Source organism: Brevibacillus sp. 1238 (genome assembly GCF_029892995.1).
Classification (GTDB): Bacteria; Bacillota; Bacilli; order Brevibacillales; family Brevibacillaceae; genus Brevibacillus; species Brevibacillus parabrevis.
Map to the genome: position 1 here is coordinate 62,239 of NZ_JARXWC010000007.1, position 22,035 is coordinate 84,273.

At 49.1% G+C, this 22,035-nt stretch carries 19 protein-coding genes; 7 read left to right on the plus strand and 12 right to left on the minus strand.

Features of this window, described 5'->3' with window-relative positions; translation table 11 throughout:
- The first annotated feature begins 301 nt into the window (after positions 1–301).
- The 5 genes from M2298_RS17380 (at position 302) to M2298_RS17400 (ending at position 5,818) form a co-directional block, all read left to right on the plus strand.
- Positions 302–1,915 (plus strand): helix-turn-helix domain-containing protein, encoded by a 1,614-nt coding sequence (locus M2298_RS17380; RefSeq protein ID WP_280648781.1) that lies wholly within the window; start codon positions 302–304, stop codon positions 1,913–1,915.
- Positions 1,916–2,004: 89 nt separating this feature from the next.
- Positions 2,005–2,997: an ABC transporter substrate-binding protein gene (locus tag M2298_RS17385; RefSeq protein ID WP_173598923.1), complete on the plus strand. Its 993-nt coding sequence runs from the start codon at positions 2,005–2,007 to the stop codon at positions 2,995–2,997.
- 1 nt (position 2,998) lies between these two features.
- Positions 2,999–4,012 carry a FecCD family ABC transporter permease gene (locus M2298_RS17390; RefSeq protein ID WP_242773465.1) on the plus strand — a complete coding sequence of 338 codons (1,014 nt, stop codon included), beginning with the start codon at positions 2,999–3,001 and terminating at the stop codon, positions 4,010–4,012.
- Positions 4,009–4,998, plus strand: a complete 990-nt coding sequence (locus tag M2298_RS17395) for a FecCD family ABC transporter permease (protein WP_173597210.1) — start codon at positions 4,009–4,011, stop codon at positions 4,996–4,998. Before M2298_RS17390 ends, M2298_RS17395 begins: the two co-directional genes overlap by 4 nt.
- Before the next feature lie 25 nt (positions 4,999–5,023).
- On the plus strand, positions 5,024–5,818 hold the full coding sequence (locus tag M2298_RS17400; RefSeq protein WP_229049780.1) for an ABC transporter ATP-binding protein: 795 nt from the start codon (positions 5,024–5,026) through the stop codon (positions 5,816–5,818).
- 260 nt (positions 5,819–6,078) lie between these two features.
- Here the strand turns inward: M2298_RS17400 and M2298_RS17405 are convergent, their stop codons facing one another.
- Positions 6,079–7,110: a ketopantoate reductase family protein gene (locus M2298_RS17405; RefSeq protein ID WP_280648782.1), complete on the minus strand. Its 1,032-nt coding sequence runs from the start codon at positions 7,108–7,110 to the stop codon at positions 6,079–6,081.
- Positions 7,111–7,326: 216 nt separating this feature from the next.
- On the opposite strand from M2298_RS17405, the gene M2298_RS17410 reads away from it, so the two are divergent.
- Positions 7,327–8,214 carry a LysR family transcriptional regulator gene (locus M2298_RS17410; RefSeq protein WP_242773469.1) on the plus strand — a complete coding sequence of 296 codons (888 nt, stop codon included), beginning with the start codon at positions 7,327–7,329 and terminating at the stop codon, positions 8,212–8,214.
- Between the two features lie 57 nt (positions 8,215–8,271).
- Positions 8,272–11,355 (plus strand): hybrid sensor histidine kinase/response regulator, encoded by a 3,084-nt coding sequence (locus M2298_RS17415; RefSeq protein WP_280648783.1) that lies wholly within the window; start codon positions 8,272–8,274, stop codon positions 11,353–11,355.
- A 101-nt stretch (positions 11,356–11,456) separates the two neighbouring features.
- Here the strand turns inward: M2298_RS17415 and M2298_RS17420 are convergent, their stop codons facing one another.
- The 11 genes from M2298_RS17420 to M2298_RS17470 all read right to left on the minus strand — a co-directional run bounded on the left by M2298_RS17420 (position 11,457) and on the right by M2298_RS17470 (position 22,020).
- Complete coding sequence (locus M2298_RS17420) at positions 11,457–12,482, minus strand: ATP-grasp domain-containing protein (RefSeq protein WP_280648784.1); 1,026 nt, start codon at positions 12,480–12,482, stop codon at positions 11,457–11,459.
- The gene (locus tag M2298_RS17425; RefSeq protein WP_233454152.1) at positions 12,483–13,163 is read right to left on the minus strand and encodes a vWA domain-containing protein; all 681 of its coding nucleotides are present in this window, start codon (positions 13,161–13,163) and stop codon (positions 12,483–12,485) included. It abuts the gene before it with no gap.
- 65 nt (positions 13,164–13,228) lie between these two features.
- Positions 13,229–14,128, minus strand: coding sequence for a TerC family protein (locus M2298_RS17430; RefSeq protein ID WP_280648785.1), 900 nt, complete (start codon positions 14,126–14,128; stop codon positions 13,229–13,231).
- A gap of 17 nt (positions 14,129–14,145) precedes the next feature.
- Positions 14,146–15,369, minus strand: coding sequence for a TerD family protein (locus M2298_RS17435; RefSeq protein WP_122962278.1), 1,224 nt, complete (start codon positions 15,367–15,369; stop codon positions 14,146–14,148).
- A gap of 129 nt (positions 15,370–15,498) precedes the next feature.
- A complete protein-coding gene (locus M2298_RS17440; protein ID WP_122962279.1) occupies positions 15,499–16,083 on the minus strand; it encodes a TerD family protein in 585 nt (194 codons plus the stop codon).
- Between the two features lie 36 nt (positions 16,084–16,119).
- On the minus strand, positions 16,120–16,701 hold the full coding sequence (locus M2298_RS17445) for a TerD family protein (RefSeq protein ID WP_063231632.1): 582 nt from the start codon (positions 16,699–16,701) through the stop codon (positions 16,120–16,122).
- 59 nt (positions 16,702–16,760) lie between these two features.
- Positions 16,761–17,366: a TerD family protein gene (locus tag M2298_RS17450; RefSeq protein WP_122962280.1), complete on the minus strand. Its 606-nt coding sequence runs from the start codon at positions 17,364–17,366 to the stop codon at positions 16,761–16,763.
- Positions 17,367–17,521: 155 nt separating this feature from the next.
- The gene (locus M2298_RS17455; protein ID WP_280648786.1) at positions 17,522–18,337 is read right to left on the minus strand and encodes an HAD family hydrolase; all 816 of its coding nucleotides are present in this window, start codon (positions 18,335–18,337) and stop codon (positions 17,522–17,524) included.
- Positions 18,334–19,479, minus strand: coding sequence for a cysteine protease StiP family protein (locus M2298_RS17460; RefSeq protein ID WP_280648787.1), 1,146 nt, complete (start codon positions 19,477–19,479; stop codon positions 18,334–18,336). The genes M2298_RS17455 and M2298_RS17460 overlap by 4 nt, the downstream gene beginning before the upstream one ends.
- Positions 19,480–19,502: 23 nt before the next feature.
- Positions 19,503–20,882 carry a phosphoribosyltransferase family protein gene (locus M2298_RS17465; RefSeq protein ID WP_280648788.1) on the minus strand — a complete coding sequence of 460 codons (1,380 nt, stop codon included), beginning with the start codon at positions 20,880–20,882 and terminating at the stop codon, positions 19,503–19,505.
- Entirely contained in the window at positions 20,815–22,020 is a 1,206-nt protein-coding gene (locus tag M2298_RS17470; RefSeq protein ID WP_280648789.1) for an HpcH/HpaI aldolase/citrate lyase family protein, read from the minus strand. Before M2298_RS17470 ends, M2298_RS17465 begins: the two co-directional genes overlap by 68 nt.
- Positions 22,021–22,035: the final 15 nt, after the last annotated feature.

Genomic DNA, 22,035 nt, shown 5'->3' on the forward strand with positions numbered 1-22,035 from the left:
CATTTATGCGTGATCAGATGACGGCAGCAGTGGAACAGGCATGAATCGACGCTGATCTTGCTAGTGTCGGCTTCGAATGAGGAAGATGAGGAGGAGAATGCCGATTAGAATGAACTACGGATTCGTGCTTACGGTGTCGCTGTATCTGAACCTCAACCTTTTTGACACGACTATAACTGTCAGTTGCATGATAGCCTATCTTCCCAAAACGAACACAAATGACGAAATAGCCGTAGCCTTCACTACATTCATAAGAATATAATGAGAATAGTTATCATCTGGTGAAGGGGTGCAAAGATGGATGAGGACGACGAACCTTACAAATAAAGGTCATGAGGACACAAGCTCTTATTTGTTCAAATTAATCAAGGTAATTCAAATGGACGATGCGAGTTTGTCCGCAGCGCTGAGTAGAGAACACCATGCCTTGCTATATGTCCATCAATCCCGGAACGGTGAAGAGACTGCTCAGATGCACTATGCTGCGCCATACACTCCCTTCGTCTGGAAGCCGGAAACTGCTGCTCAGCCTTCATCCTGCTATGAACTTCAATTTGCGTGCTACTCACCGAAAAACAATAATTATGAGCCTCATTTATCGCCGATCCTGCCTGCTAATGTGCCAATATCGCCATTTGCCGGCATTACCGACCTCGTGAAAGAGCTGGCACAACTGCAAAGTCATGCAATGGCGATGCAGTTGGAGCAAATGAAAGCCAATATCAAGTTTCAGGAATTATTGCTGGAGCTAATGGCAGGGTCAGCTGAAGAAAAGGATGGGCTTACCGAGCAGGGCATCGAGTATTCCCGCAAGTACATAGAGCAATTTTATGCTTCGGAAATTACAAGAGAGCACCTGGCAGCATTAGCTGGTCTAAATCCGGATTACTATTCACGCGCTTTTAAAAAGAAGTACGGCAAAACGCCGATCGAGTATGTAAATCAAGTGAGAATCAAGCATGCGAAGCAATCGCTTTTGCTGTCAAATGAGTCGTTTCGCACAATCGCCCATCAAGTAGGATATAGCGACGAATTTTATTTTAGCCGCAAGTTCAAGCTGGAGACGGGCATGTCGCCCACTTTTTACATCAATAAAATCAAGATGACGGATAAGATTGCTTCGTTAAAGCATTTAACAACCGGGCATCTGGTAGCTTTGAACGTTCAGCCTTATGCTGCGGTTAAAAATAATATATACCCGATTGAAGATCGCCTGGAAGACACCATTAACATCGGACAGAGCACCCCTGAACTGGAAAAACTATTAGAGGCGCGTCCTGAATTGATCATCATGCGAGAACATACCCATGAAGACTTGTCTTTGAAGGAACAATTATACAACCAGATAGCACCAACCATTACCTTGCCTTATCACCAGGACTGGCGTATTCACCTGCAATCCATCGCCAAAGCAATAGGCAAGGCGTCAGCCGCTAATGCATGGCTTGAGCAATACGAGGAAAAAGCAGAGCGAATCCGGCGGAAATATGCACAAAAAATCGAGGGCCAGACCTTTCTGATTGTAGGGATTGGAGCGGGGGAAATGTGCATTTACGGAAAACGGAACGTCGGGACTGTCCTGTATGGCGATCTACAGCTTGCTGTACCTGCTGGTGTCGAACAAATTGCCCACTATCAGGAAACGAATGTACAAGCATTGAAACAGTACGACCCGGAACATATTATTTTGACGAGCTATAGGCACGACGGATCAGAGAGGATGAATTACGCGATCAACCGTGAAGTCCAGCAATTGTTTAGACAAGCGGATTGGCAGGAGTTGAAAGCAGTCAGAAATTCATCTGTTTATCCGATGTACCAAAGGCAGCATCTTTACACTTGCTATACCTCTTTATCCCATGATCTGCTTCTGGATCAAATGGATCAGCTGCTAGAGTCTTATATCTCCAAATAACAGTCGGATACGTCCATGTTAAAAAGAAGATAACTTCATATAATTGATAATGAGAATTAATATCGGACAACAGTAGAGGAGACTGATGTATGCAGCAGAAACCGAAGTTATTGCTATTACTGCTTATGACGATGGTACTTTCGATTTTTACAGCAGCGTGTGGTAGTGCGGATAACAAGGTATCCAATAATTCGGAGGCTAAGCCAGCCGAGCAAACTCGCAAAATTACACATCCGCTCGGCACTACAGAGATCGTGGGAACGCCCAAGAAAGTTGTGACGTTATTTCAGGGAGCGACAGATGTAGCAGTTGCCCTGAATGTGAAACCAGTTGGCGCCGTTGAATCATGGTCGCAACAGCCTGTCTATGAATACTTGCGGGACAGCCTGAAGGATGTTGAAAATCTCGGAGTAGAAACACAACCTAATCTGGAACTGGTATCCAAGTTGAAGCCGGATCTCATTATCGCTTCTATTTCACGGCACGAGAAAATCTACGATCAATTAAGCAAAATCGCTCCAACCGTTATGATCGATCCATTATACGATTTTAAAAATACGCTGACTGTCGTGGGTCAAGCACTGAATAAAGAGGCGGAAAGTAAAGTTTTGCTGGATCAGTGGGACAAGCGCGTGGCAGATTTAAAAACAAAACTTCAAACCAAGCTTGGCAGCGCTTGGCCGCTCGAAGCAACCGTATTGAATTTCCGGGAAGATCATGCGCGTATTTACGTGACTGGATTTGCAGGGGATATCCTCGATGAGCTGGGGTTCATTCGCTCCAAGACGCTACAGGCTGAAGCCGATAAAGGAACGGTTCACATGAAGCTGACGAGCGTAGAAAGCATTCCTTCGATGAATGCAAAGGTCCTTTTTGTATTCAAGTTTGACGATTCTGGAGCAGAAAAAGTGCAAAAGCTGTATCAAGAGTGGACGAATCATCCGTTGTGGAAAGGTCTGGATGCAGTAAAATCCAACAATGTACATCTGGTTGATGAAGTCACATGGAATGTCGGTGGAGGGATCATTGCCGCCAATCTCATGCTGGATGATATTTACCAACGGTTCGGATTAGAGAAGTAACATGGCGCATTTATTGTTTGACCAATCGAAGAAAATTTGGGGGTGTGTGGCTGCGTTCGTTTTGTTTATTCTGGCTGCTACAGCCAGCGTATCTCTCGGACAGATCACCATTCCCTTTTCGACAGTCGTGGATGCGTTCGTTCACTTTGACCCAGCCATTACCGAGCACATGCTTGTTCGTACAACCCGTTTAACCAGAGCGATTATTGCCATGGTTATCGGAGGAGCGCTTGCTGTTGCCGGAGCCTATATGCAGGCGCTCACTCGAAATCCGTTAGCCTCTCCGAGTATATTTGGAATTAATGCAGGTGCGATGTTTTTTATCGTACTTGCTCTTTCCATTTTTCCGGCAGCTTCGATGCTGGTCTATATGTGGGTCGCCTTTCTGGGTGCTGCGGTGGCCGCCGTCATTGTCTACTTTTTAGGATCTTTGGGCCGAGACGGGCTGTCTCCTGTAAAAATGGTGCTGGCAGGTTCAGCCGTGGCGGCTCTGTTTGCTTCCTTTACGCAAGGGACGCTTGTCTTAAATGAAGAGAACTTGGAAAGCGTGCTGTTCTGGATGGGCGGCTCTGTCTCGGTTCGTACAATGGAGAACGTCCAACCGCTGCTGCCTATTATGGGTGCGGCTTTTATTCTTGCCTTGTGTCTGGCTCGTCCGGTGAATGTGTTGATCTCCGGGGATGACGTTGCGCGCGGTTTGGGACTGAGGCTGGGATGGGTGAAATTTGCCCTTGCCGTAGTAATCGTTGTTTTGGCAGGCGGTTCGGTTGCGATGGGAGGAACGATTGCTTTCATTGGGTTAATCGTTCCTCATATCGCCAGAGGATTGGTCGGGCAGGATTATCGCTGGATTGTTCCTTACTGCGCGCTAATGGGAGCAAGCCTGCTGCTGTGCGCGGACGTGTTGGCCCGCTTCATCATCATGCCGCAAGAGATGCCGATTGGCGTCTTGACGGCTTTAATGGGAACCCCTTTCTTTATTTACATTGCACGCAGGGGGTTTGTGAAGAAATGACAAGGCATCAGCGGATGATAGTCGTAATGGCAGCAAGCTTGGCATTGCTGGTCTGCATGGCGGGATTAACATTGGGGTCGACCCTGCTTTCTCCTTTGGAAGTGATTGCGGAGCTGTTCGGTTTAGGCGACGGTGAAAATGCTTATATTGTCATGACACTGAGACTTCCGCGGGTGCTACTGTCTTTTCTGGCGGGTGCGGCACTCGGGATATCGGGTCTTATTTTGCAAAGCGTCATTCGGAATCCACTGGCTTCCCCGGACATTATCGGGATTACGAACGGAGCGGCCGTAGCCGCTACGCTGTATACGGCGCTGTTGATGGGAAAATGGGGAGTGGCTGGCTTACCTTTTGCCGCCATGCTCGGCGCAGGAACGGTATCTCTCCTTATTTATCTGCTCTCCTGGAATAAAGGCGTGACTCCGATTCGGCTCGTTCTGATCGGGATTGGGATGGCAGCGGCGGCAGGAGCGGTTACGACGATGATGACTGTGCTCAGTCCAACTATGGTCGCTTCACAAGCGTACATTTGGATGATCGGTACTGTTTATGCGGCAAATTACGCGGAGGTTGGAGCAATGCTTGTCGTCATCGGCGTTTTGGTGCCGTTGACCCTGATACTGACTCGACCGGCGCACGTTCAAGAACTGGGAGATGATGTTGCTACAGGCTTGGGTGACGCCGTGCAGCGCCATCGAACGCTTTTTATCGTGATCAGTGTAGCGTTGGCTGGCTCTGCCGTGGCATATGCGGGTACGATCGGTTTTGTGGGATTGGTAGCTCCTCATATTGCCCGAACCTTGATTGGGCGATCGTTCTATCTGCTTGTGCCTGTAGCCGGGTTATTAGGCGGCTTTCTTGTATGTGCGGCAGATGTGATCGGAAGAACGCTGTTTTTGCCGTATGATATGCCGGCGGGAATCTTTACCGCAGCGATTGGCGCGCCGTTCTTTATCTATTTGTTGTACCGAAATCGAAACCTCTAATACCGCTCGGGAGGAGACTATCAGTTTGCAGCTAGAGACGAAAAGTTTGACTTTAGGATACGGTCACAAGACAGTCATTGATGCATTAGATCTTCAAATTCATGAAGGCAAAATCAGCGTGTTGATCGGCAGTAATGGCTGTGGGAAATCGACATTGCTGCGTTCGTTGGCACGGTTGATTAAGCCCGAAGATGGAACGGTTTTATTGGATGGCAAACAATTGGCCCAGTGGTCTACAAAAGAGCTGGCGAAGCAGTTGGCGATTTTACCGCAAGGCCCCATTGCCCCGGAGGGATTGACCGTCAGGCAGCTGGTCGAGCAGGGAAGATACCCGCATCAAGGCTTGTTGACGCCAAAGTCCGCACGGGATGAATGGCTGATTAACCAAGCTTTGGAGGCGACACAGCTGACCTTGCATGCGCAGCGAGCGGTTGATTCCTTGTCAGGAGGCCAAAGGCAACGAGCGTGGATTGCCATGGCCCTTGCCCAAGATACTCCGATCTTGTTGCTGGATGAGCCGACGACCTACCTCGACATGACGCATCAAATCGAGATTCTGGACTTGCTGTTTGAGCTGAACCGCCAAGCTGGGCGTACGATCATAATGGTCTTGCATGATCTCAATTTGGCGTGCCGTTATGCCGACCATATAATTGCGCTGCGCGATCAGCGAATCTATGCGCAGGGCAAGCCAGAGGAAGTCATATCGGCAGCGGTTGTCAAAGCGGTTTTTGATTTGGACTGCGAAGTGATTCGCGATCCGCTTTTCGGCACACCACTGGTTATTCCTTACGGGAAACGAAAGAGCTATGCTGAATAAAAGCCCAAGAGCCCCTAGAGCAAGGGGGTTCTTGGGCTTTTGTGGTGTAGAGAAGTAATTGTTACACTGTTCTATCAGTAGGAGCAAATCATCCCTGCCTCCTGATTGCCTAATGCAACAAAAGAACCAGCGTGCATCTTTCTGAAGCATCGCTGGTCTTTTTTTACACTCACACTCAGTCTGTTTCCGTCCTTGCAATTGGTGCCTGCCATCGATGTAGAGCATTGTTCGGCGGGGCGCGCAATAGGGACACAAACCAATCACCCGCGCCGATTCAGCTCTGCAAGCCGTTGTATATTGACCTCAAACTCCGGTACGGATTGAGTTTCCTCAGCCTGCTTGACCAATTGCACAACGAGGTCGTTGTAAGGCGTCAAAATATCTTTGCCTGCCGCGAGCCGGGGAATGACACCGTTGATGCAATCGATTTCCGTTTTGCGTTTTTTCTCCAGATCTTGCAGCATGCTCGCTTTCAGCAGGCGGGAAGCCTTCATCAGCTGGAGCAGCTTTTGCGTGCTTGGGGAAATATCCTCTTCGCGGTTCAGTTCCAGTGATGCCGGATCAAATCCGTTCATGGCCGCGAACTGCACACCGTTGGCATGGCCGACCTTGATTGTTTCATCGGCAATATGAGCAGCGCTGATCAGGCTGATTTCATGATCGAGTACCCCGCCGAATGTAGTGTTAAGCGCCGCTGACAAGCCGCTGAACGCGTTGTTAATCAGCAATTTGGACCATTTTGTTCCGACCAGGTTGTCGGAAATGTGAGTGCCTCCCACGAGGTTTAAAATCGCTTGAATCTGCTGTAGCCGCTGTGTGGTGCTACCGTCCAATTCGCCGATTTGAAAAGCATACTTTTTAAAGTGACGATGCTCGGTGGTAAGCTTGGAAACGCCCGGCTCCATAAACGTAGCGCCAAATTCGACCGACCCGGCAATGACGCGCTCGCGGCCTACGATAGAAGCTACCTTTTCTTCCGGTATCCCGTTTTGCAAAGAGAGGACGACGCTTTGGTCATGCAAAAAGGGCAACAAGTCTCGCAGGACGGAATCGTTGTGCAACTGCTTGGTCAATAGCAGCACGAGGTCGTAGACGCCTGACATGTTGTCCGGGGTGACGGCTTTTACTTTTGCCTGGAAGTCCGTCGTACCGACAATTTTGGCGCCTGACTGATTCAGAGCATCCACATGCGCCTGGTAAACGTCAATCAACTCCACCTCTTGTCCTCCGGCAGCAATATAAGCTCCGGCAACTGTTCCCAAAGAACCTGCTCCTAGTATGGCAATGCGCATTTGAATAGCCTCCCTTTATTTATTAGCTAAGTAATTATATGCGATTGTTGGAGAAGCCAATGACAGCTCGGTATCATGTAGCCCATCGTCGCAGAGGTATTCATTCGATTAACCTGGGCTGCTAATCCCTATTTTAAGGCGAGTTTATTATTTAATATAATACATAATAAACTATGAATTTATTTACGATAATAAATATAGGGGTGGCATTAATCGATGGAGTTGCTTCAATTAAAATACTTTCAAACGGTCGCCTATACCGAGCATATTTCCAAGGCCGCCGAGCAGCTGAGGATTGCTCAGCCTTCTTTGAGCCTGACGATCAAAAGACTGGAAGACGAATTAGGCACAAGCTTGTTTCACCGCAAAGGAAGACACATCGAGCTAAGCCCATCCGGACGTATTCTTCTAAAGCACGTGAACAAAATTTTTACCGCCATTGAAGCTGCAAAAATGGAGATTCAATCACAGACTGAACAAGCTGCGCGGACGATCAAAATATCGATCTCGAACCCCCGATTTCTTTCAGGACTGATCAGCGAGTACATTGCTTGCCATCCAGGGGCGAAAATCCAGCAAGGAATCGGATCGAGAAGCGTGATACAGACAAGTTTGAAGAAAGGAGAACTTGATTTAGGGATCGCGGGGCCGCCGATTGCCGATGAAGAGATTGAGAGCTGCGTGCTGGTGGATGAAGATATCGTGCTGGCGCTGCCCTCCGGCCACAAGCTGGCAGGCGAGACAGCGGTAGCGTTAAGCCAAGCGGCCAATGACCCGTTTATTGCCTTGGCTAACAATGAAGAATATCGCAGCTTTACCATGGCGCTTTGCGAACGGGCAGGATTCGTTCCTGCCATCAATTTTGAACTGGATTCCGGACTGTTGGCGGAGATTGTCAAGCTGGACCAAGGGGTAGCGCTGCTCCCGGTTTCCGTGTGCAGAAAATTGAATTTAACTTACGTCAAGATCGCCGATATGGATTCCACCTATACGATCGGGTTGTCCTGGCTGAAAGATCGCCACTTGCCACCGGCAGTAATCGAGCTGCGAGACTTTATCATTTCCTACTTTCAACAACGATACGAAGCATACAAGGTGTACTGACCGTTTCCGCTCGATCCGGTGTCTTAGAAGAAAAAAAGAGTAGGAGAGGAATACTTCTTGGCACATGATTCACCGAAATACCACATGAAAAAGAGCCATATTGTCCTGCTGCTAGGGTTGTTAGTGGTTGTCTTGTCCGTGTCGCGCATTTTGTGGATGGATTTGTTTCGGTATCACCAAGTGTCGATTCAGAACGGACAATTGGATTTGCGCGACTGGAACGCAGAAGATGGCGACATTGTGCTGCTTGATGGGGAATGGGAGTTTTTCCCCTCGCAATGGTTGATGGGGAGTCGATCCAACCAAGTAGCAGACGAGAAGAAGCCGGCACTTATATACGTTCCGGGAGGCTGGAATGAAGCGTTGAATGGCGAAAAGCCAACTCCATACGGCTTTGCTTCTTATCGCTTGCGTCTTCATGTCAATCCGGAAAAAGAAAGGCGTTACAGTATTCGTGTACCAAGCGTGCGTACGGCATCGGAACTATATGTGAATGGCCGATTGCTTGCCAAATCGGGACGGACAGCGGAGTCGAAGGAAAGCTATGTTGCCGAGAATTTGCCTTATTCCACAACCTTTACGGCAGATGAAAACGGCGTAATTGAACTGGTCATTCAGGCCGCCAATTATGTAGATGGGCGAAGCAGCGGCATTGTTCGATCCATCAAGTTTGGCTCAGAAGAAACCATTGCTAAGGAAATGAAAGCATCTGTTTTTACGCAGCTTTTGGCAGCGCTGATCTTTTTGATGCATGCCGTTTATGCGCTGATTTTATATGTACTAGGAAACAAGGAAAGAAGGCTGCTTTATTTTGCGTTGCTGGCATTAACGACGGCTTTTAGCACGGTGTTAAGCAATGATGAAAAGTTGTTCCATCAATTCTTCTACATGGGCATCGATTGGGATTTCCGTCTGGCTAATTTCTCTTTCATGCTCGGAGCTTACGCTTTGCTTGCGTGTACGAGCCATCGCGAGCTGCCTTATTGGAGCAGAATATATCCGGTTTACAAAATAGTTAGCCTGGGGATTGCGGGTATTACGCTGGGTTTAAACCCCGATCAAATAACGATGCTATTCCCGGTCTATCTCCTGTTGAGTGCGATTGCCGCAGCAGTTGCGATGATCTCCATTTTGAAAAGACTGATCAAGGATGTCATGGGCAATCTGCTGCTGCTTTGTGCTTTGCTCGCGCTGATTCACCATCTGATCTGGATGCTGGTCTGGCGGGAAAGCGGCTTGAGCCTGGTCTACTATCCGTTTGATCTGATCATTTCCATCGGGTGTATTGCTTCGGTATGGTTTAAAGGTTACTTCATCATGCATGCCCAAACAAAAGAGCTTGCTGCAACCTTGCAAAGAATGAATGACCACAAAGATCAATTTTTGGCGAATACTTCGCATGAATTTAAAAATCCGCTGCATAGCATGTTGAACATGTCGCAATCTGTTTTAAGCAGGGAACGGCATTCGTTGCAGGAAAGAAGTGTCAAGGAGCTAGAGACGGTTTTATCGGTAGGACGTCGGCTGACATTGATTTTGAACGACTTGATTGACGTGATGAGTTTGCGGGAAGGCAATCCGCGTCTGCAAAAAACCGTCATTTATATTCAGCCGATTGTGACAGGTGTGATTGATATGCTGCAAATTAACGCAGAAGTGAAATCTGTGAAAATGATCAATGAAATTCCGGAACAGTTCCCTCCCGTCCACGCGGATGAAAACCGGGTGATTCAAATCGTGTTCAATTTGCTGCATAATGCGGTGAAGTACACGAACGAAGGGATGATTTCGATTCAGGCTTTTTCCAAGGAGGGAAGGGCTTATATCGTTATAAAAGATACAGGGATCGGCATGGATGAAGACATGCTCAAGCGCCTGTTCCATCCGTATGAGCAAGCCAGCACGAGCGAGACCATGATTGAAGGCGGTTTCGGGTTAGGGTTAAGTATAAGCAAGCAGCTGGTTGAACTTCATGAAGGGACGCTAGAAGTGTCCTCTGTGTTGGGAAAAGGTTCAACCTTTACCTTTTCGTTAGAGCTGGCCAATGTGCAAGAGCAGGAAGAGGTCTTTGTCCCGGCCATGTCGATTCAGGAAAAAGCGGAAAGCTTGTCGACTACGAAACGAACAGCTGTAGTCAAAGCGAAAAGCGGCCGCCCCAGCCTGTTAATCGTGGACGATGATCCGATCAACCTGCAAGTGCTCGAAGCGATCCTGCCTCCAGAACAATACGATCTAACAATGGCGACGAGCGGAAAAGAAGCGTTGGCTTTATTGGATACCAAGGAATGGGACTTGGTCATTTCCGATATTATGATGCCGCAGATGTCCGGTTATGAGCTGACGCAGATCATTCGCCAGCGGTTTACGCTCACTGAACTTCCTGTTTTGTTGCTTACGGCAAGAAGCCAGCCGGAAGATATTCAGAGCGGTTTTTTGGCGGGAGCAAACGATTATGTGACGAAGCCAGTAGATGGAATGGAGATCAAATCGCGGATTGAGGCATTAACTACGATCAAGCAGTCTGTTCGGGAACAACTGCGCTTAGAAGCTGCCTGGCTGCAAGCGCAAATCCAGCCGCACTTTATATTCAATGCGTTAAGTGCTGCGACAGCTTTGAGTGACATAAATCTCGATAAGATGCGTGAATTGCTTTATGAGTTCAGCAATTTTTTGCGGTATAAATTTAAATTTGAAGACATGGGTGGACTTGTGCCGATCGAAACAGAGCTGAGTCTGATCCGTTCGTATCTGTATATTGAAAAGGTGCGGTTTGAAGAAAGGCTGGAGGTTGTTTGGGAGATAGATGACTGTGAGGAAGTAAAAATCCCCTATCTGACGATTCAGCCTCTCGTTGAAAATGCGATTATACATGGCGTGATGAAGCGCAATTCTGGGGGGAAAATCCTCATTCGGATTGCTGTCCACGAAACGCAAGTGGAGATAACCGTTGAAGACGATGGGATTGGAATGGACGAAGCCCACTTGCGACAACTGCTGGAAAGAAAGGCAGATAGCAAGTCAGGGGTTGGATTGATCAATACGGACCAGCGATTGAAGCGGCACTTCGGGACGGGACTTCATATCAAAAGCGCGCCAGGTATAGGCACGAAGATAACTTTTTATATACCAAGCACAGGATAAGTGGTTATTGGCTTCACCGAGCCGACAAGCGGGAATCGCGCTGAAAATGAACAAGCCATCCTGATAGGGGATGGCTTTCATGCTGTAGTGGCATGTGTCTATTACTCAAAAAACCGCACCAATTCAATCTCGCGCTCCACATGCGTCGTGAGAATATCCAGCTTCGGTACAGGCACGTCGGCTTTTCCGGTCAACAGCAGCTTCAGCGCCAAGTACGGGAAGTTCACTCCGGAGCGGCAAGATGCATACATTCCGCCGGAAGCACGCGGATTGATTTCCAGGAGCTTCGGCACGTTGTCCTTGTATTTGATTTGCACATTATACAGGTAGGAAAGCTGGAGCCGCTGCTGTACTGCTTCGGCTATGCTCAGCAACTCTTCGTTATGTTCCAGCTTGCGAATACGGCCCTCGACTTTTTTGCGCGGCACCGCTGCCAGCAATTGACCTCCGTAGGCGAGGCAGTCGATGCTGTATTCATACTGGTCCAAATACTCCATAACCATGATGTCGTCAAAAGCCTCGCGCGTGGACAGCACGCGGAGCGCTTCTTCTGGCGTGATCTGATAGTGGGCTGATCGAAACAGGCGATCAAACGGATCGAGCTGATCTTCCACTACATAAAACCCCGCCCCGCCTTCGCCACGGGCAGGCTTGAAGCACACCTTGTCGCCATTTTGCTTGAGCTGTTCATAGGCAGACTGGAACTGCTCGGCCGTGTTCACAATCTGATACGCGGGAAGCGGTACTTCCGGCACGTCCTGGAACAGTTGAAACAACTTGCCTTTATCCGAGATGTCCTCCAACAACTGGTGTTCCTGAGCGATCATAACCTGTGTGCCCAGCCGTTCAAATTCCTCGATATGCTGGGAGATTTCCACGAGGCGATAGTTGGGGAGAAATACGTCAATCTTGTGCTTTTGACAAAACGACAGGCAATAGTCGATGTATTGCGGTACATCGAGTGTCGGCTCCAGTTCAGCATAGTCTGCGATTTGCAGCATCACGCTATGGCGTTTCGGGTGAGTCACAAAAATCTCGAAGGCGATATTGTCAGGGTTATTGCGAATCATTTCAACGATTGGATACGCCGTAGCAAAAGTCCGATTGAACCAGAGCCGTTTTTTCATTTAAGCCAAAACTCCTTTTTGTTTTGCTTCTTCCAGCCAAAGCGGGAACTCGTTCAGCAGCAGGTCGTAGAGAGCTGCGTTTGAAATCGTGTCGATGTTATCGATTTGAAAAAAGTTGGCGTTATCGACAAAGCGTCCTTCGATTGTATCGAGCTTTTTCAACACGCCGAAATCTGCGTTGCCGATCCCTACGAATTGCCAAAACAGCGGCTTTGTGGCTGACTCGATGATCAGCTTCTGAACGGAATCGCCAGCTTCATTTGCCCCTTTTTTCACGCCGCCATCGTTGATGAACGTGATGTAGGTGGGCAGACTGCTCGGCTCTTCTTGCGTATATTTGGCGATAATATCGCGCATGACTAACGGCTCGTCGTTCCGGCCGAACTTTTCAACAGCGGCGTTTTCGAGGATGGCACGGTTTACGTAGTTTTCAAAGTCTTGCTCAGTTACGGATGGAAGTCGGGAGAAGCGATGATCATAGACCCATACGTCGAGTGTCTGGTCATCGTCAAACTGGCTGGCTACTGCCAAAATGCGTTCTACTACCTTTTGCACCGTCCCGTTTTTATAGTACGGACGCATCGAGCCGGTTATATCGAGGACCAGGGCAACCCGTGCCTTCACCTGTTGCAGCTTTTTCTTTTCCAGGACCACCTGCACGTCTTTAACAAACGATATCATCATCTAGCCTCCTTTTTTCGAAAAGAAAAGCGAGTGTCTGTTGACCTCGCTTTCTGCCTTTTCTATCATGCTGTTTCCGCAACTTTGTCTTTTGAAGCATCTTGATCTTTGTGTTTGCGCTTTTTCGCCCTATGCACGATGAATGTAGCGAGGAAGGTGAGAACGAGAACACCGAAGAAGATGTAAGACTCGATGTGGAAGCCAGCTGCGCCCAGGAACATTTTCACAGAGATGAGCGCAATCAGTACGAACGCTGTCGTTTCAAATTCAGGAATACGTGCGATCAGCTTCAGGAAGATTTGAGCGACACCCCGCATCATCAGGACGCCGAGAATCCCACCGAGGAACAGTACCCAAACCTGGTTGCTGACACCAAAGGCAGCCAAAACAGAGTCGATGGAGAAGGCGATATCCATCATCTCAACAGCAAGTACCGTTTTCCAGAAACCTTTTCCTTTGTTCTCGATTTCTGGTTCGTCGTCGTTGCCACTTTTGAATACGCGGTAGAGCAGCCAGACGATCAGCAATCCACCGAGGATTTGTACCGCCAGGATTGGAATGAAGTACAAGCATGCCGCCATTCCCAGATAGAGCAATACATTGATTGCTTTTTGGGCTTTCTCGTTTTCACCAACGAAGTAATCGGCCGCGATTTTGAGCAAGTAGAGGGCACCCATTACTTTGATCGCCGTCATTTTGACTAAGAAGACCCCTAAGCCGATCGCCAGGAAACGGAATAAATAGGCGCCGAGCAAGCCGTAAAACAAGGCGCGTTTCTTTTGTTTTTCTGGCAAATGATTGACCATGACTGCCAGTACAAGTGCATTGTCTGCTGACAGCAAACCTTCCAGAATGACCAACGAGAGAATAATGGTCCAGTTGGCAGGGTTCGTTAATACTCCTTGCAAGACTTCCCACGAGAAAAAGCTTGAATAGGTTTCAATCAGCCCATTCAAAAATTCCATTTTGTCTTCCTCCTACGCTATTTGCTGCCTGCGGCCCAACGCATGTTCCAACCATAGTGGCGATCCATTTGTTCGTGTCCATTGAAGTATTCGACCAGGCGCTTGATTTGGAACGTATCGTCTTTTCTCTCAATCATGGCAATGGCGCACATGATCTTGCGCGGGTCATGAACATCCATGCGGACGACGATTTCCGGGTTGTCCGCTTGTTTGATCGTGACAACACCGTCTGTTTCCGCCCATTTTGCCACACCATCGTAAATGTAGGCAAAGATCAGAACCCGACTAAACTCGCGTACTTGGTTGCCGTTAATGCGGAGGTTCTCCCCATCTGTTCTGGCTCCCGTGCGGTCGTCACCATCCAGCTCGATGAACGGGAAGTCCGTATATTGGCCAAACTTCCTGCCAAGCGCTTGAATGCACCCTTTGTATCCGTCTGACAACTCATACAAGCAACCGAGGTCGAGATCGATGCCAGAAGATTTGTCAAAACCTAAAAACCCGATAGATTTTTTGACTTTTCTGTTCCAGTTCAGGTTTACGCTGATTTGCCCAAGTGCTCCGCTCGATTTGCGCAGGCTGATCGTTTCGCCTTTTTTGGTCAGCTCTACTTTGGACAGATTGATAGGCGGTTCCGGCGGTTGCTCAACCTTTGGCGGCGCTGGAGGAGGTGGTGGTGGAGAAGATGGTTGTTCCTGTGCCACTTCCACGCCAAAGTTTCCGCACAAGGCAGCCAGCCCGCCGTTAAAGCCGCTCCCGATCGCATTGAACTTCCATTCACCCTTGTAGCGATACAATTCACCAGTCACAATCGAATTTTCCGTAGTGAAATCAACCAATGGGAACCGGATCATTTCAACAAAGGTCACGGGGTGCATGATCCGCAAATAAAGATCGGAAACCTGACGGAACGTTTGTCCGCGTGTAATGGCATCGTAAATCGTAATGGTAAAAGCGATCTTTTCCACGTCGGATGTTATTGCCGCAAGGTCCAGCTCGAATTGCTGATTATCTCCAGAGCCGTCGCGCAAGGAAACCGCTCCGTTTACTGATCTGGGGTTTCCGTAGAAAATGAAATCTTCCTCACGATTCACTTTCCCGGACGCGCCCAATTGAAAAGCCGATGCATCCAGCTCAATTCCGTTGCCAGCGCGCCAGCCAAGGCCGACAATTACTTTGCTCAATCCCGGAAACTGCTTAGTAATATCGACTTTTTGCCCCTTCACAATCGTCATCGTCATCACTATCACCTTTATCTTCGAAAACTTGGCTTCGCCAAAAGCATGGCGTCGCCGCATTGTGTCCAGCTTAAAAAAAGCAAGAAAGGATGCTAGTCCCTACTATCAAACTAGCATCCTCAGGTTGACGAATTACCCTGCTTGTAATCCGAAGTTATTGCAAAGCGCTTTAAGTCCGCCGGAGAAACCGCTGCCTACAGCAGCAAATTTCCATTCGCCCTGGTGGCGATACAGTTCGCACACGACGATAGCCGTTTCTACGGAGAAATCCTCGCCCAGATCGTAGCGGAGAACTTCGCGGTTTGTCGTTTCATCAACGACGCGAACGAAGGCGTTGGAGACTTGTCCAAAGTTTTGTCTTCTCGCTTCGGCATCGTGAATCGTGATAGTAATGGCGATTTTTTCGATCTCCGCTGGTACTTTGGTCAGATCGATTTTGATTTGCTCGTCGTCTCCATCGCCCTCACCTGTCAGGTTGTCGCCTGTGTGCGTAACGGAGCCGTTGCCGCCTTGCATGTTGTTGTAGAAAACGAAGTCTTGAATGCCAGTCGCTTTGCCGCCTGCACGGAGCAAAAACGCCGCAGCGTCAAGGTCGAAATCAGAGCCACCATTGTATTTGTTCGTGTCCCAACCAAGTCCAACGACTAATTTGGTCAGGTTAGGATTACCTTTCGTCAGATCAATTTTTTGACCTTTGGATAAGCTGATTACTGACATGGGGAGTTCATCCTTTCCACAAATCGTAATGGGTTATTAACCGATGTTTACACCGTAATCGCGAGCCAGTCCTGCGAGACCGTCTTTGTAGCCTGCACCAACTGCGCTGAATTTCCATTCGCTTCCATGACGATACAGTTCGCCAACAACTACAGCAGTTTCAACGGAGAAATCTTCGCCGAGGTCGTAGCGGATCAGTTCCTCGCCGCTGCTTGCGCTCAGTACACGCGCATACGCATTGGATACTTGACCGAAGTTTTGGTTGCGGGTAGCCGCGTCGTAGATTGTGATGGTGAAAGCAACCTTTTGTACACTTGCGGATACTTTGGACAGGTCGATTTCGATTACTTCGTCATCGCCGTCTCCAGCGCCAGTGCGGTTGTCTCCGGAGTGAACCACGGAACCGTCAGGGCTTTGCGGGTTGTTGAAGAATACGAAATGTTTGTCGTCTTCCACTTTTCCGAGTTCATTCAGCAGGAATACGGATACATCGAGGTCAAATTCGCCGCCGCCATCGTACTTGTTGGTGTCCCAACCAAGACCGACTTTGATTTGGGTCAAGCCAGGGTTTGTTTTGGTCAAATCTACTTTTTGTCCTTTTTGCAATGAAACGGCCATGTGTGATTCCTCCTAATAATTGGGGTTTTATTGTGATGGGAAGTACAACCGACAAAGAGCTATGTGTATCGTCCGACAAGATGGGAAATCGAAGTATCTGCTGTTCCTTCACCAATAGCAGCAAATTTCCATTCACCAGAGTGGCGATACAATTCACCCACGATTAGCGACGTTTTCCCTGCGTAGTTATCTGTCAGGTTGAATTTGCACAGTTCCTGGGTGGTAGATGGATTCATGATGCGGATATACGCGTTGCCGATCATCCCGAAATCTTGGCGACGGCTGACGCAATCGTAAATATTTACAACGAAAATGAGTTTGTGTACATCGGCAGGGACGCGGGAAAGCTCGACAGAAATTTGTTCATCGTCTCCATCGCCATCACCCGTCAAATTGTCTCCGGAGTGAACGACGCTGCCACAACCACTTCTCTTATTTCCGAAATAGACGAGATTTGTTTCTTTTGTAAATTTTCCGTTTTCGTTCAGCATGATGACAGAAGCATCGCAATCGATGTTGGCTTGTCCACCACCAAACAGTCCGCCAAGCAGTCCTCCCGATTTTTTCACCGGGTCCCAACCAAGTCCAACCAGCACTTTGCTCAAGCCAGCATTTCCTTTGGTCAGGTCAATTTTTTGCCCTTTTTGCAAACTGATAACTGACATGTACACCCTCCACTCTGTCCGGGTTTTCACCCATTCTTTTGCAGATTACAATTCGATTATTTCATTGCATGACGATAAAATCTACATAAATTTGCAAAAAACTTCAATTTATGCCTGATTTGTAACTTTTTCGGTCGATTTCCCGCGTTTCTTGTCTAGCGTGCTCGCAGCTCCTGGCGCAAGGAGGCGAGAACCGTCTGCAAAATCTCCTCGGAAGCGCTCATTCCTGATGCTTGCGTAAAATGAAAGCTGGCTACGGCGTCATTGTGGCCGCGAAGCTGATAGATTTCCCCGTGCGGAGGAACGACAGCGAGGTGTGCTGCTTCCAAAAGCGGCATGTCCAGCAGGGAATCGCCAGCAGCAATCATCCGATCGTCTTGCTCCAATGCGCACACGTACAGGGAAGCATCGCGCTTGTTTACGGCTTGCGGTACGAGGTAGAGCTTTCGGCCCTGAATGGACATGCTCCAGTTTTGCTCAGTGACCCACTGTTCGAAGTCGCGCAGTTCGTCGACAGGCATTTTTTCGCGATCGATGATGCTGTAGAAAAACAAATCTTCAGCCATTCGCTCGCGGATGACCCACTGCTCGTGGCTGATCTGGGCGAAGCCTGCCAGCATGTCGTGGATTGCTGCGCATTCGTTGATCATTTTACTGCGCACCTGATGGCTCCATTGCTCGTCGATTTGTCCGTCACGAAGCACATGGCCGCCGTTGCTCGTAATGGCATAGCGCGGTACAAGCTCGTTTTGGAAAATGGCAATGCGTTTATACTGCTCAATCGTTCTTGTAGTCACTGGTACAAACAAACACTGCAAGTGCACCTCATGAAGCAAGTGAATCGCCAGGTCAGACATGTGCGAGATAGGCGCGCCGTCCAGCACCTCGACCACCTGAAACGGTTGTGTATGGTCTGCAAGGAAGCGCGTTCCGTACAGGAGCGTCTGATCCAGATCGCTGGCAAAAATCATTGGTTTTCCCCTCTCATCGGTCGGATAATGCCGCAGCAGGAATAGCTCATATCCGAACGTTCCTCCACCAATACACCCCTGTCTTTGGCGAGCATGATGATATGGGCAAGATTCGGGTTGTCGACTGAATCGACGAGGATTTTCCACGGCACTCTGCGCAAGAGTACGCGAGTCGTTTCACCAACCCCCGGTTTGATCAAATTGACATCATCTATTTCCAGCTCCTGCTGAATCCGCGAAATATCGTGCATTCCTTTCCAGGTTGGCACGTAGTCGTCTTCATGGCGGATCAATTCGGCTGCTTGTTCCTTGGCTTCGGCGGCAATATCGGCAAAATGGGCCGAGATCGTATCGACGAACAAGTTCGAGACATCTTCTGCGATCCATTCCCGATAAAATTTGGCTCCATGAAATTCGCCAGCTGCAAGGAGATCATCGCGGTGGACGGTACGGCTGATCAAGCCGGACACAGTCGAGTTCAGGCAAGCGCTGGGGATCAAAAAGTCTTCGCGGGTGCCAAATGTTTGGACGCAATGCCCCGGGTCAGCGAGTACAGCCAGATCGGCATCAAGCCGCAGCAGGTACTTTTGATTGAAACGGGATATCGCCTCGTGCAACACGGACGTAATCGCCCCTTTTCCCGTCCAGCCATCCACGAACTGAATCTTTTTGCCCGGATGCTGTTCCAGAATGTAGTGCAGCGCGTTTTCGTCAATGCCTTTGCCGCGAATGATCGAAATGCTGTAGTGAGGTGCATCGAGCTGATGAATTTGGCGCAAATAGCGGCGGATCAAAACACCAATGGGCGTCCCGGCCCGCGCCAGTGAGGCCAGCACAAGCTCCCTGCCTTTTCGCGCCAGAATCAATTCAGCTACGACTGCTGACGCCAGCGCCACTTTGCGTGCCGTCGTCTGCAAGGCGTGATGAAACAAGGAGATGTACTCGGCAGAAGGCTGATACTCAACAGGAAGCATTTCCGAATAGTGGGTGCCTGCCTGAATCAGTTCTTCGCGGTCTTCCGTGTTGGTTTCTTCCATCAATTCGCTGATATCTTTCAACAGGAAGGTAACATCTTCTGCTGGATAGCTCCCCATTTGGGGCGGCTTCATAAGTTCTACAGCGTATACTGATCCTCGATCCATGCGGTTTCCCCCTCTCTTGGCTGTTAGCAAAACATGACGACATACTTGTGCGGAATCGGCAGTTGAGCCAAAGCTGCGTACAAACTGTTCAGCCGTTCATCGCTCGTCCCGCGTTCAAGGAACAGGAACAACTCGCTATACCGCTGCTCCGGGATGTTGTAAATAAAGTTGGGAATGGCAGGATCATCGGGACTCTCGTAGGAAAATGCATTTTGCACGGCGTAAGCCTCTTTTGTTGCCGGGTGGATGGGGCTTCGCGTCGTCGATTGATACAGGACGTCGTCGCCCATAAAAGCGGCGATCATCATCGGAACGTACATAAATTCGCCCGTTCCCATACATAAGGCCCTGCCTGTGCGGTATTGCTGCAAAGCTTGTCCCAACTCGCGAAGTGTGCCGTGCAATTCACGCTGCTGCTCGGCTGTTATTCCGAAGCGGCCCGTTTCCAGCAAGTATGGTTGTGTGTTGATGAACCCTGACGGAGTGATGGAAGAAAAGGACAGTTTGGTCAGCGCAGCCGTTTCCAGCGGGATAACAACCGGGGCTGTGCCTGCGTGGGCAGAGGCAACGATTGTTTGCTGTGTCGGTTGCTCGCCTGTTGCTCCGTTTACTTCAATCTCCCCTTTGAGCAGAGAAATGGCCGTGATTTTGATGTCCAATTCGGCTTCAAGCTCCTGGAATTTGCGATGATCCTCTTGGGAACGCCAATCCAGCAAGGAAGCGACGATGTATTGCTTTCGCGGGAAGTGATGCTGAATCTCGCGAATGATGTTCAACGCTGTCTTGCCAGTCGTAATCTCATCATCTACTAATACGATTGGGCACTCAGAACGTAGCAAGTTTTTATTTACCGGATAAAAGTGATGAGCTACTGCGTGGGAATGCTCTTCTTCAAAGTCAATCGTGGACGGAAGCTCATTGATGCGCTCCCTGGTCGTGTGAATGTATTCGGTCTTGCTGCCAAACGCACTGAACATGCTGTGTCCAAGTGCCGTAGCCGTCTCCGCAAAGCCGATGAACAACAACGGTTCGGGCAATTCAAAAGGATGCAGCAGCAGCTGGTGAAGAATCTCATCGCTTTTTTCCTGATGGACGATCCCTTGCACAATCGCGGGCAGCTCTGCGACTTCGAGGGAGTACCGTTCTTCGAGGAGCCGGGCAGCCAATGCCATTCCGCTCAGCACAGATGTGGCGGGACGAACGGGCAAATGCTTGCCGAGAACTTTGCTGACAAACAGAAAGCTTCGTTTTTTGTTAATGCGGGCAGCCATCTGAAACAGTGCTTCCGGCGGGAGTTGATACGGATTTTGCTGAACGCGGATGGTGATGTCCAGATTACCGAGAATATTGAAGTTGAATATTTGATGTTCGGGCGAGGAGGTTGATAAAGTTGTTATGTTCATGGAACACCCCGTACACTTTTGATTTGATCATGATTTTTTTCGCCCAGCTCGTATGCGGCTTGATTTCGTTCATCTTGTTGGCATATTGGCTCTTGGTCACGCCGTTTGTCTGGCTTTGCAGGATGGTACAGGCATCCTCGTATTCTTCTCGTGTAATCACTGCAAGGGAGTGGACAATTTTGATGTGGCTCGGGTGAATAATGGTTTTGCCAGTCAGGCCGTTTTCCTTGTCCAGCAACACTTCCTTGATCAGCCCGTCCTGCCAGTGATTCAACAGTTGTTGGCGAAGCCTTCTCCCGGATGAACCGCCGAGTTTTTGTTCAAAAGGAGACTGGCGAAGTTGCGGTTTCAGCAATCTTTCTCCGGTTCCAAAATACTCCCAGACCGGACCTGATACGACGTGCTCGCTGCCCCGGCGGGTAAACATGTTGACGATGTCGCCGATGCAGTCGCGAATCGTGGAAATATCGTAAATCGACACGTCCGGCCCCCGGCGTAATCCGAACAGGCTGGAAAAGTCGGTTGCTCCCATGCGCACGTTCAGAACGAGGTGCCGATATTTGTCTATCGTATTTTTGATAGAGAGCAGCTCGGCTGTCCGGGTCTCTTTGTAAATAACGTCGGCAGATTCCAGAATGGGCATGCCGTACACGGGAAAGGAAACATGCCGATTGCAGGATTCCAGCGCCTCCAGATACTCTTCTGCGTTGCGGCTGGTAAACTTCGGGAACACAAACCCTGTCAGGCAAATCAAGTCTTCTTGCAGCTCATCGACAATCCGGTTCATTTGGGCGACATCCCGTACCCGCACGAACATGATCGGAATATCGTCCTGGTGGATCAAGCCGTGCCGCATTTGGCTGGAAATATCGCGCACTTGCCGAATCAGCGATTGCTCCGCCTCAGGCACCTCATGATCACCGATGGCGTCTTCCAGGCAAATTACCATCGAAATCAAGCCTTCGTGTTTTTTGGTCATGACGTCCTGGGAGATGGTAGCCCGCATGGCTGGCATATAGAGCGTTGCTCCCAGTGCGTGGGCCAGCACTTCCTTTTCGGTACTTCGATTGATCGGAAGAGGGTGTATACTGAACAGTTCTGCTCTTTCATCTTCTAGCAAGTAATCAAAATGCCGCATAAAAAGAAACGACTC